The organism is Pseudomonas sp. WC1 (assembly GCF_050586565.1).
GTDB lineage: Bacteria > Pseudomonadota > Gammaproteobacteria > Pseudomonadales > Pseudomonadaceae > Aquipseudomonas.
In genome coordinates this window covers 1-10165 of sequence record NZ_JBOBDQ010000098.1, presented here as the reverse complement: position 1 = coordinate 10165, position 10165 = coordinate 1, and the positions used below count along the sequence as shown (strand labels likewise).

Genomic DNA, 10165 nt, shown 5'->3' with positions numbered 1-10165 from the left:
CAGGTTGAACCTCTGCGATTACATGTGGGAGCCGGCTTGCCGGCGATAGGGCCAGCGCAGGCGGATCAGAGCTGGCCCAGTACCGGGGTGCCCACCTTCACTTCGGCATTCTGCGCCCGGTGGCGCAGCAGGTGATCCATCAAGGCGATGGCCATCATCGCCTCGGCGATCGGCGTGGCGCGGATGCCGACGCAGGGGTCGTGGCGGCCCTTGGTGATCACCTCCACCGGGTTGCCGTCGACGTCGATCGAACGGCCCGGCGTGGTGATGCTCGAGGTCGGCTTGAGCGCCAGGTGGGCGACGATCGGCTGGCCCGAGGAAATACCGCCGAGAATGCCGCCGGCGTTGTTGCTGAGGAAGCCCTCGGGCGTCAGCTCGTCACGGTGCTCGCTGCCGCGCTGGGCGACACTGGCGAAACCAGCGCCGATTTCCACGCCCTTGACCGCGTTGATGCTCATCAGGGCATGGGCAAGCTCGGCGTCCAGGCGGTCGAAGATCGGCTCGCCCAGGCCCGGCATCACGCCTTCGGCGACCACGGTGATCTTCGCCCCCACCGAATCCTGGTCGCGGCGCAGCTGGTCCATGTAGGCCTCGAGCTCCGGCACCTTGTCCGGATCGGGGCTGAAGAAGGCGTTTTGCTCCACCGAGTCCCAGGTCTTGAACGGGATTTCGATCGGGCCGAGCTGGCTCATGTAGCCGCGCACGCGGATGCCCTGGGTGGCCAGGTACTTCTTGGCGATGGCGCCGGCCGCCACGCGCATGGCGGTTTCGCGCGCCGAGCTGCGGCCACCGCCACGGTAGTCGCGGATGCCGTACTTGTGGTGGTAGGTGTAGTCGGCGTGGGCCGGGCGGAACAGGTCCTTGATCGCCGAGTAGTCCTTGGACTTCTGGTCGGTGTTGCGGATCAGCAGGCCGATCGAGCAGCCGGTGGTGCGGCCTTCGAACACGCCGGAGAGGATCTCCACTTCGTCCGGCTCCTGGCGCTGGGTGGTGTGCCGGCTGGTGCCGGGCTTGCGCCGGTCGAGGTCGTGCTGCAGGTCGGCAAGGGAGATTTCCAGGCCTGGCGGGCAGCCGTCGACAATGGCGACCAACGCCGGGCCATGGCTTTCGCCTGCGGTGGTGACAGTGAACAGCTTGCCGTAGGTATTGCCGGACATGGACGCTCCGCGAATCAGCCTGAAGTGAACGAAAGCGGCAGTATACGGAAAACCGCGTGGCTGTGGTTGCCTGTGGGCCCCATCGCGGGGCAAGCACGCTTCCACAAATCAACACGACTGCGTGAGCGGGCTTGCCCCGCGATGGGGTCCGCGAACCTTCAGGATGACCCACGGTCGAATCAGCAACGTCCCACGTAGTACCCCGCCCATGAAGTCGCGCCTCGCCGCCCTGCTCCTGCTGTTTTGCACAAGCCTCGCCCAGGCCGCCCCCACCGTGCTGCAACGCCCCATCGACCTGGACACCGGCCAGGGCGTGCTGCACGGCAGCCTGCTGCTGCCCCAGCAGGCCACGCCACCCCCGGTGGTGCTGATCATCGCCGGCTCCGGCCCTACCGACCGCGATGGCAACAACCCAGCCTCCGGACGCCTCGACAACCTCAAGCGCCTAGCCTTGCTGCTGGCCGGCGAACACATTGCCAGCGTGCGCTTCGACAAGCGCGGCGTGGCCGCCAGCCAGCCGGCCACCCCCGATGAACGTGACCTCAGCGTCGAGCGCTATGTCGCCGACGTGGTGGCCTGGGGCCGCGCACTCAAACAGGACCCACGCTTCGGCCCGCTGATCCTGGTCGGCCACAGCGAAGGCGCACTGATCGCCAGCCTCGCCGCGGAGCAGGCCGGCGCCAGCGCGGTGATCACCCTGGCCGGCAGCGGTAGGCCGGTGGCCGACGTGCTGCGCGAGCAGCTGGCCCAGCGCCTGCCGCCGGCGCAATTGCCCGCTGGCGTGGCGCTGATCGACCGGTTGCAGGCCGGACAGACCAGCCTCGACGTTCCCGCGCCGCTGCGCCAGGTGTTCCGCCCCAGCGTGCAGCCGTACCTGATCACCTTGCTGCACCAGGACCCGGCGGCGGCCTTCGCCCGGCTCAAGGTGCCGGCGCTGATCGTCCAGGGGCGCAACGACATCCAGGTAGAGGTGGCCGATGCCGAGCGCCTCAAGGCAGCCAAACCCGACGCGCAACTGGCGTTGATCGACGGCATGAACCACGTGCTGCGCATCAGCCCCCGGGACATGAGCCAGCAGCGTGACAGCTACCGCAACCCCGAGCTGCCGCTGGCGCGTGAGCTGGGCGAGCGCATCGTCCTGTTCATCCAAGGGTTGCCGCAGGCCTGAGACCTGCCCTCAGGTATTGCCCAGGCCTGCCGATAACGCGGCTGAGAAGGCAGTGATCCGCGGCCCACGCGCCCGGCCGCCGTGCACCTGAGGAACCCCTGATGACCGATGCCCCCGCCGCCGAGGCGACCGAAGAACAAGCGCCGGAAAGCGCCCCGCAGCCCTGGGCGGACCTTGCCGCCGAGCACTTCCAGCTGCTGCGCCTGGCGCCGATGCCGACCGACCGCAACAGCGGCGCCCGCCCGCTGCGCTTCGTCCAGTTCGGCTACGCCGAGCGCCACGACAAGGCCCACAGCCTGTTGCGCATGGAAATCCGTCTGCCTGGGCAGAAGGTGCGCAAGGAACAGAACCAGCTGGACATCCGTGTCGACCATGAGCTGCGCACGGTGCGCATCGGCGACCCGGCCGGCCTGCAGCTCGAGCCCCTCAACCGTGGTGTTGGCCGCTACCTGCTGGCGCAGGCGGTGCAATGGCTGCAGCACCGCTGCTCGCACTACCAGATCGAAGGCATGAGCCTGCCGAACAAGGACGCCCTGAACGAAGACACCCGTCTGCGCCGCGACCATGTGCTGCGCAGTGTTGGCCTGGAGGTGGAATACACCGATGGGCAGCTGCTCAAGGGGCGCCTGGTGGAAACGCCGGTGGGCCAGCTCAAGGGCGGCTGGAACAACGAGAAGGTGCAGCGCGTGGACAACCTCGAGGCCGCCGGCATGCTGCAACAGGCCGAGCAGAACCTGATGGAGAAGGAAGCGCAGTTGCGCGAGCGTGACGAACGCGTGGCCAAGTACCGCCGCGAAGACAGCGGGCTGCGCTTTACCATCACCTGCCTGGTGGCCTTCGCGGTGTTCCAGGCCGGTTTGCTGATCTGGATCGCCACCCGCTGACAGCCTGGGGCCGCCAAGCGGCCCATCGCCGGCAAGCCGGCTCCCACCCCGACCGGGCCGCCTTCAGGCCAAGCGCCATCCTGTGGGAGCCGGCTTGCCGGCGATGGGCTGCGCAGCAGCCCTGGCTACTCAAGAAGGGTCAGACCCGCGCCTTGAACAGCTCCTGATGCTGCCGGCACTGTTCGGCCGTCAGCATGAACACCCCGTGCCCACCGCGCTCGAACTCCAGCCAGGCGAAGTCCACCTCGGGATAGAGCGACTCGACGTGCACCTGGCTGTTGCCCACCTCGACAATCATCAGGCCCTTGTCGGTCAGGTGGTCGGCAGCCTCGGCCAGCATCCGCCGCACCAGGTCCAGGCCATCGTTGCCGCAGGCCAGGCCCAGTTCGGGCTCGTGGTGATACTCGGCCGGCATGTCGCCGAAGTCCTCGGCATCGACATACGGCGGGTTGGACAGGATCAGGTCGAAGCGCTGCCCCGGCAGCCCGGCGAAGCCATCGCCCTGCACGGTGTACACACGCTCCTCCAGGCCATGGCGCTCGATGTTCTGGTTGGCCACCGCCAGCGCGTCGAACGACAGGTCGGCCAGTACCACCTCGGCGCCCTGGAACACATCGGCGGCCACGATGCCGATGCAGCCGGAGCCGGTGCACAGGTCGAGGATGCGCGCAGGCTCGGCGGCCAGCCAAGGCTCGAAGCGTTTCTCGATCAGCTCGCCGATGGGCGAACGCGGTACCAGCACGCGTTCGTCGACGATGAACGACATGCCGCAGAACCAAGCCTCACCCAGCAGGTAGGCGGTCGGCACGCGTTCTTCGATGCGGCGCTTGAGCAAGTGCTGCAGGCGTACCCGCTCATCATCCTCGAGTGCGCAGTCCAGATAGCTGTCGGCCACCTCCCAGGGCAGGTGCACCGCGCCGAGCACCAGCAGGCGGGCCTCGTCCCAGGCATTGTCGGCGCCGTGGCCGAAGAACAGTTCATGCTCATGGAAGCGGCTGACCGCCCAGCGGATATGGTCGCGCAGGGTGCGCAGGCGGGATGTGATCACGGGGTACTCCTTTTCAGACAGGACAAAAGTCTAACAGCCCACACCGCACAAATGTTCCCTCCGATGGCCGAATGGATAGCCACAAGCCAGTAACCATGCCGCCTGCGCTGTCAACCATTCACATTGGCGCCAAGGCAAGGGAGAATAGGTACACAAAAGCCCTACCCAAGGAGCCCTTGATGTCCGTTCCAACCACGATGTTCCGCCTCACTGGCCGCGACTACCCGCCGGCCAAGCTGAGCCAAGCCAGCCTGATCGTCATCGATGCGCAGAAGGAGTACCTGAGCGGTCCGCTGGCGCTGTCGGGCATGGACGAGGCCGTGGCGAACATTGCCAGGTTGCTCGACGCCGCCCGCAAGGCCGGCCGCCCGATCATCCATGTCCGCCACCTCGGCACCGTTGGCGGTCGCTTCGACCCGCAGGGCCCGGCCGGCGAGTTCATTCCCGGGCTGGAGCCGCGCGAAGGCGAGGTGGTGATCGAGAAGCGCATGCCCAACGCCTTCAAGAACACCAAGCTGCACGAGACCCTGCAGGCCTTCGGCCCGCTGGACCTGATCGTCTGCGGTTTCATGAGCCATTCCAGCGTCAGCACCACCGTGCGCCGTGCCAAGGACTATGGTTATCGCTGCACCCTGGTCGAAGATGCTTCGGCGACTCGTGACCTGGCCCTGAAGGACACCGTGATCCCCGCCGCGCAGATCCACCAGTGCGAGATGGCCGTGATGGCCGACAACTTCGCCTGTGTCGCCCCCACCGCCAGCCTGGTCTGAACCACGACCGCCCGGCGGACGGGCGGAACCCCAAGGTGACCCGCAGGTCGAAATCCGGATCAGCACCACCCGATCCTGAGGAATTCGAATGAAGCTCAAAGGCAGTTTCGATGCCAAGCGCCTGCGCCAGCGCGAGCCGAGCAACTGGGGCGCGCGTATCGCCGCGGCACTCTCGGTGCTGCTGGCCACCCTGGGCATCCTGCTGGCCATGGCCGGCTTCGCCGGCTTGCTGGGCAACTACGCGGCCCTGGCCGAACTCAATGCCAACCGGCCATTGTCGGCGGTCCTGACCATTGTCGGCCTGACCCTGCTGTACTTCGGCGTGCGCCTGTGGCGGCGCAGCCGTATCCGCCTGCGCCGCGGGCGCGAACTGAACCTGTCGCCGCACCTGATGAAGAAGCACGACTGACGCGTCTCGTACCGTGGCCAGGGGGAGCGGGCTTGCCCCGCGATGACAGTCGCGTAAACTACGCCGCCCACGTGGAGGCACCATGCAAGACGACGACTTTTCCCTCTTCCGCAGCCAAGTGCAGGGCGTCAAGCCAATCAAGCACGATCGCGCCGAAGTCGGCAAACCCAAGGCCGACCGCAAGCAGCTGGCAGGCCTGCGCCAGGCGGCGACCATCCGCAGCGACCAGACGCTGGTGATCGACGGTCTGTCCGACCAGTTCGTCATCGATGTCGGCGCCGAGGATGAGCTGATGTGGCGGCGTGACGGCGTGCAGGAAACCCAGCTGCGCAAGCTCAAGCTCGGCCAGATCGCCTTCGAGGGCAGCCTTGACCTGCACGGCATGAGCGTCGAGAAGGCCCGCGAGACGCTGTGGGCCTTCATCGCCGAAGCGACCAAGCTGGAAGTGCGCTGCGTGCGGGTCACCCACGGCAAGGCCGCGCGCCTGGACGGCAAGCGCCCGATGATCAAGAGCCACGTCAACACCTGGCTACGCCAGCACCCGCAGGTGCTCGGTTTTACCTCGTGCCAGGCCCGCCACGGCGGCACCGGCGCGGTCTACGTGATGCTCAAGCGAACCATGCTCGAAGGGCGCGACGAGTGACATCGCGCTTGCAGCGCCGCCGTCGCCGCCGTACCCTTCGCCTTTGCGAAATTTTCCACAGGTAGATCCATGTCCCTGGAACAGAACTACACCGCGATCCTCAGCCAGATCGGCGAGGATGTCTCCCGCGAAGGCCTGCTCGACACGCCCAAGCGGGCAGCGAAGGCCATGAAGTACCTTTGCCGCGGTTATGAGCAAACCCTGGAAGAAGTGACCAACGGCGCGTTGTTCACCTCCGACAACAGCGAAATGGTGCTGGTCCGGGATATCGAGCTGTATTCGATGTGCGAACACCACATGCTGCCGTTCATCGGCAAGGCCCACGTGGCCTACCTGCCCAAGGGCAAGGTGCTGGGCCTGTCGAAGGTGGCGCGGATCGTCGACATGTACGCCCGCCGCCTGCAGATCCAGGAAAACCTCAGCCGCCAGATCGCCGAGGCCGTGCAGCAGGTGACCGGCGCCGCAGGCGTGGCGGTGGTGATCGAGGCCAAGCACATGTGCATGATGATGCGCGGTGTCGAAAAGCAGAACTCGACCATGCTCACCTCGGTGATGCTCGGCGAGTTCCGCGAGAACGCCGCCACACGCAGCGAGTTCCTCAGCCTGATCAAGTGATCGGCCTGTTTTCCGAGCCGACCCTCTGGGGTCGGCTTTTTCATTTCAGGAGTTGCCCATGATCGTCAAAGCCCTGCGGGTCGGCCTCGGCCAGCTTATCGTGTTCGGCGACTGGATCAGCCGTCCGGCGAAAAAGAAGCGCGATGCCGCGGCCCAGGCCCAGGTCGAACAGCAGGCCAAGGGCCTTGCGCTGTACCAGTTCCATGCCTGCCCCTTCTGCGTGAAAACCCGCCGCGCCCTGCACCGCCTCAATGTGCCGGTGGCGCTGCGCGATGCGAAGAACGATACGCAGCACCGCCAGGCGCTGCTTGAAGGCGGTGGCCGGGTGAAAGTGCCGTGCCTGCGTATCAAGCAACAAGGCGAGGTGACCTGGATGTACGAGTCCAAGGACATCATTGCCTATCTGGACAAACGCTTCGCGGCGGTCTGAGAGATCGCCATCGCGGGGCAAGCCCGCTCCCACGCAAGCCAGAACCCATGGGGCGGGTCTGCGTGGGAGCGGGCTTGCCCCGCGATAAGGCCGGTCAATCCACCATCGGCACATGCCGAGGATGACTGGCCACCCGCGCCAACCAGGCCTGCACCGCCGGGTAAGGCGCCAGGTCGAAGCCGCCTTGATGCGCCACATGGGTATAGGCGTACAACGCCACGTCGGCGATCGAGTACTGCTCCCCGACCAGGTAAGGCGTCATTTCCAGCTGCTTGTTCATCACCTTGAGCGCCTTGTAGCCGCCCTTGTGCAGCCCCCTGTACTCCTCCAGTCGCTCTTGCGGCAGCCCCAGGTAGAACTGGATGAACCGCGCCACGGCAATGTACGGCTCATGGCTGTACTGTTCGAAGAACTGCCATTGCAGCACCTGGGTGCGCAACCGTGGCTCGCTGGGCAGGAACTCGCTGCCATCGGCCAGGTAGTTGAGAATCGCGTTGGACTCCCACAGGCAGGTGCCGTCCTCGAGCTTGAGCACCGGCACCTTGCCGTTGGGGTTCATGGCCAGGAACTCGGGAGTTTGCGTCTCACCCTTGAGAATGTCCACCGGGTGCCACTCATATGGGCGGTCGAGCAGGCTCAGCATCAGCTTGACCTTGTAGCAGTTGCCCGACTGGTAATCCCCATACACTTCGTACATCGCCCCTCCCCTTTCACGCAGTTGCGTAGTAATGCCCCATAGTTGGCGACTGTACGGCTAAATGCAATGCCTGCTGTATGGCAAGGATCACGCCATGGCACGGTAGCCTGAAAAAACTGCTTACACCTGCACAAGGAATTCCCTATGACCGATGCCACCTCAGCGCGCCTGCGGCCGCTGGCGGACAGCTCGCCGTCGGCGATCGTCGCCGGCTTTATCGCCATGCTCACCGGCTACACCAGCTCGCTGGTGCTGATGTTCCAGGCTGGCCAGGCGGCCGGTCTTACCAGCGCGCAGATTTCCTCATGGATCTGGGCCCTGTCGATCGGCATGGCAGTGTGCAGCATCGGCCTGTCGCTGCGCTACCGTACGCCGATCACCGTAGCCTGGTCGACACCCGGCGCGGCACTGCTGATCACCAGCCTTGGCGGGGTGAGCTACGGCGAAGCGATCGGCGCCTACATCACCTGCGCCGTGCTGGTGCTGATCTGCGGCCTGACCGGCAGTTTCGAGCGCCTGGTGCGGCGTATTCCCGCTTCCCTGGCCTCGGCCCTGCTGGCCGGCATCCTGTTCAAGATCGGCAGCGAGATCTTCGTTGCCGCCCAGCACCGCACGGTGCTGGTGCTGGGCATGTTCTTCAGCTACCTGCTGGTCAAGCGCCTGTCGCCGCGCTATTGCGTGCTGGCCGCTCTGCTGGTCGGCACCGCGCTGTCCGGCGCCCTGGGGCTGCTGGACTTCAGCGGCTTCCAGCTGGAAGTTGCAACCCCGGTGTGGACCACGCCAAGCTTCTCGCTGGCGGCGACCATCAGCATCGGCATCCCGCTGTTCGTGGTGGCCATGACCTCGCAGAACATGCCTGGCGTCGCCGTGCTGCGCGCCGACGGTTACCCGGTGCCGGCTTCGCCGCTGATCTCGGCCACCGGCTTCGCTTCGCTGCTGCTGGCGCCGTTCGGCTCCCACGGGATCAACCTGGCGGCGATCAGCGCGGCGATCTGCACCGGGCCGCATGCCCATGAAGACCCGGCCAAGCGCTACACGGCGGCGGTCTGGTGCGGGATCTTCTACGGTATCGCCGGCACCTTTGGCGCCACACTGGCGGCGCTGTTCGGCGCCCTGCCCAAGGAGCTGGTGCTGTCGATCGCGGCGTTGGCGCTGTTCGGTTCGATCATGAATGGCTTGAGCGTGGCCATGGGTGAGGTGCGCGAGCGCGAGGCGGCGCTGATCACCTTCATGGTCACGGCGTCGGGGTTCACCCTGTTCTCGATCGGATCGGCGTTCTGGGGGATCGTGGCGGGGGTGCTAACCTTGCTGATCCTCAGCCCGCGCAAGGGCTGAGACAAGCACAGGCATTCACAAGCGGAAATGCCCCACCATTCCCTTCAGGTCATTGCCCAGCTGCGCCAGCTCTACGCTTGAACGGGCATTGTCCTCCATCGCCAGTGCCGCCTGGTCGGCGCTGCCGCGAATCTGCGTGACGCTGCGGCTGATCTCCTCGGCCACCGAGCTCTGCTGCTCGGCCGCCGCGGCGATCTGCTGGTTCATCTGCTGGATCAGCGACACCGCCGCCGCGATGCTGCCCAGGGCGCTCTCGGTCTGCAGCGTGTCGGCCACCGCCAGGCGCACCAGCTCGGTGCTGCCGCGGATCTGCATCACCGACTGCTGAGCATTGCCGCGCAAGCTGGCAACCAGGCGCTCGATCTCCTCGGTGGATTGCCGGGTACGCCGGGCCAGGGCACGTACCTCGTCAGCCACCACCGCGAACCCGCGCCCCTGCTCCCCGGCACGCGCCGCCTCGATCGCGGCATTGAGCGCCAGCAGATTGGTCTGCTCGGCCACGCTCTTGATCACCTCAAGCACGTCACCGATGGTATGGATCTCGGCGCTGAGGCTGTCGATGCCACTACTGGCGGTTTCAGCGGCCAGCGCCAGTTGCTCGATGCGCTGCATGCTCTGACGCACCACCTGCTGCCCTGACCCGACCTTGTCGTCGGCAGCCTGGGCCGCCAGGGCTGCCTGCTCGGCGTTGCGCGCCACATCGTGCACGGTCGCGGTCATCTGCTGCATGGCGGTGGCCACCTGCTCGGTCTCGTCCTTCTGGCTACCGACTTCGCGGTTGGTCTGCTCGGTGACCGCCGACAAGGCCTGGGCACTGCCGGCCAACTGGTCGATACCCTGCTGCAAGCCACTGACGATGCCGGACAAGCCTTCGGCCATCTGCTGCATGGCCTGCAACAGCTGGCCGACCTCGTCGGCACGCGGCGGCTCGGCCTCGATACCCAGTTCGCCTGCGGCAATGCGCCGGGCCCGGGTGATCACCCACTTGAGGGGGGCGAACACGGGGAGG

12 protein-coding genes are annotated in these 10165 nt (G+C 66.3%); 8 read left to right on the top strand and 4 right to left on the bottom strand.

The window, feature by feature from the left end:
- Nucleotides 1-65: 65 nt before the first annotated feature.
- Nucleotides 66-1157 carry a chorismate synthase gene (gene aroC, locus ACQ4OD_RS25950; RefSeq protein WP_139672754.1) on the bottom strand — a complete coding sequence of 364 codons (1092 nt, stop codon included), beginning with the start codon at nt 1155-1157 and terminating at the stop codon, nt 66-68.
- A 208-nt stretch (nt 1158-1365) separates the two neighbouring features.
- On the opposite strand from aroC, the gene ACQ4OD_RS25945 reads away from it, so the two are divergent.
- Both ACQ4OD_RS25945 and ACQ4OD_RS25940 read left to right on the top strand, forming a co-directional pair.
- Nucleotides 1366-2325, top strand: a complete 960-nt coding sequence (locus ACQ4OD_RS25945; RefSeq protein ID WP_139672757.1) for an alpha/beta hydrolase — start codon at nt 1366-1368, stop codon at nt 2323-2325.
- A 101-nt stretch (nt 2326-2426) separates the two neighbouring features.
- Entirely contained in the window at nt 2427-3209 is a 783-nt protein-coding gene (locus tag ACQ4OD_RS25940; protein WP_430945189.1) for a hypothetical protein, read from the top strand.
- Nucleotides 3210-3348: 139 nt separating this feature from the next.
- On the opposite strand, the gene prmB is transcribed toward ACQ4OD_RS25940, so the two are convergent.
- Nucleotides 3349-4257, bottom strand: coding sequence for a 50S ribosomal protein L3 N(5)-glutamine methyltransferase (gene prmB, locus ACQ4OD_RS25935; protein WP_110698108.1), 909 nt, complete (start codon nt 4255-4257; stop codon nt 3349-3351).
- A 179-nt stretch (nt 4258-4436) separates the two neighbouring features.
- Between prmB and ACQ4OD_RS25930 the strand changes: the two genes are divergently transcribed.
- The 5 genes from ACQ4OD_RS25930 (at nt 4437) to ACQ4OD_RS25910 (ending at nt 7124) form a co-directional block, all read left to right on the top strand.
- A complete protein-coding gene (locus ACQ4OD_RS25930) occupies nt 4437-5027 on the top strand; it encodes a cysteine hydrolase family protein (protein ID WP_046856594.1) in 591 nt (196 codons plus the stop codon).
- 88 nt (nt 5028-5115) lie between these two features.
- A complete protein-coding gene (locus ACQ4OD_RS25925; RefSeq protein WP_110698106.1) occupies nt 5116-5436 on the top strand; it encodes a hypothetical protein in 321 nt (106 codons plus the stop codon).
- 82 nt (nt 5437-5518) lie between these two features.
- Complete coding sequence (locus ACQ4OD_RS25920; RefSeq protein ID WP_023631547.1) at nt 5519-6079, top strand: Smr/MutS family protein; 561 nt, start codon at nt 5519-5521, stop codon at nt 6077-6079.
- Between the two features lie 69 nt (nt 6080-6148).
- The gene (folE, locus tag ACQ4OD_RS25915) at nt 6149-6694 is read left to right on the top strand and encodes a GTP cyclohydrolase I FolE (RefSeq protein WP_023631546.1); all 546 of its coding nucleotides are present in this window, start codon (nt 6149-6151) and stop codon (nt 6692-6694) included.
- A 58-nt stretch (nt 6695-6752) separates the two neighbouring features.
- Nucleotides 6753-7124 (top strand): glutathione S-transferase N-terminal domain-containing protein, encoded by a 372-nt coding sequence (locus ACQ4OD_RS25910; protein ID WP_430945188.1) that lies wholly within the window; start codon nt 6753-6755, stop codon nt 7122-7124.
- Between the two features lie 94 nt (nt 7125-7218).
- Here the strand turns inward: ACQ4OD_RS25910 and ACQ4OD_RS25905 are convergent, their stop codons facing one another.
- Complete coding sequence (locus ACQ4OD_RS25905) at nt 7219-7821, bottom strand: glutathione S-transferase family protein (RefSeq protein ID WP_430945187.1); 603 nt, start codon at nt 7819-7821, stop codon at nt 7219-7221.
- 144 nt (nt 7822-7965) lie between these two features.
- Between ACQ4OD_RS25905 and ACQ4OD_RS25900 the strand changes: the two genes are divergently transcribed.
- A complete protein-coding gene (locus ACQ4OD_RS25900) occupies nt 7966-9156 on the top strand; it encodes a benzoate/H(+) symporter BenE family transporter (protein ID WP_139672772.1) in 1191 nt (396 codons plus the stop codon).
- A gap of 15 nt (nt 9157-9171) precedes the next feature.
- Here the strand turns inward: ACQ4OD_RS25900 and ACQ4OD_RS25895 are convergent.
- On the bottom strand, nt 9172-10165 hold a 994-nt coding region (locus ACQ4OD_RS25895; RefSeq protein ID WP_430945186.1), incomplete at its 5' end, for a methyl-accepting chemotaxis protein.

Bases quoted from the DNA above. Each gene is read 5' to 3' on its own strand.
- aroC (WP_139672754.1), bottom strand. From the start codon at position 1,157: ATGTCCGGCAATACCTACGGCAAGCTGTTCACTGTCACCACCGCAGGC.
- ACQ4OD_RS25945 (WP_139672757.1), top strand. From the start codon at position 1,366: ATGAAGTCGCGCCTCGCCGCCCTGCTCCTGCTGTTTTGCACAAGCCTC.
- ACQ4OD_RS25940 (WP_430945189.1), top strand. From the start codon at position 2,427: ATGACCGATGCCCCCGCCGCCGAGGCGACCGAAGAACAAGCGCCGGAA.
- ACQ4OD_RS25930 (WP_046856594.1), top strand. From the start codon at position 4,437: ATGTCCGTTCCAACCACGATGTTCCGCCTCACTGGCCGCGACTACCCG.
- ACQ4OD_RS25925 (WP_110698106.1), top strand. From the start codon at position 5,116: ATGAAGCTCAAAGGCAGTTTCGATGCCAAGCGCCTGCGCCAGCGCGAG.
- ACQ4OD_RS25920 (WP_023631547.1), top strand. From the start codon at position 5,519: ATGCAAGACGACGACTTTTCCCTCTTCCGCAGCCAAGTGCAGGGCGTC.
- folE (WP_023631546.1), top strand. From the start codon at position 6,149: ATGTCCCTGGAACAGAACTACACCGCGATCCTCAGCCAGATCGGCGAG.
- ACQ4OD_RS25910 (WP_430945188.1), top strand. From the start codon at position 6,753: ATGATCGTCAAAGCCCTGCGGGTCGGCCTCGGCCAGCTTATCGTGTTC.
- ACQ4OD_RS25905 (WP_430945187.1), bottom strand. From the start codon at position 7,821: ATGTACGAAGTGTATGGGGATTACCAGTCGGGCAACTGCTACAAGGTC.
- ACQ4OD_RS25900 (WP_139672772.1), top strand. From the start codon at position 7,966: ATGACCGATGCCACCTCAGCGCGCCTGCGGCCGCTGGCGGACAGCTCG.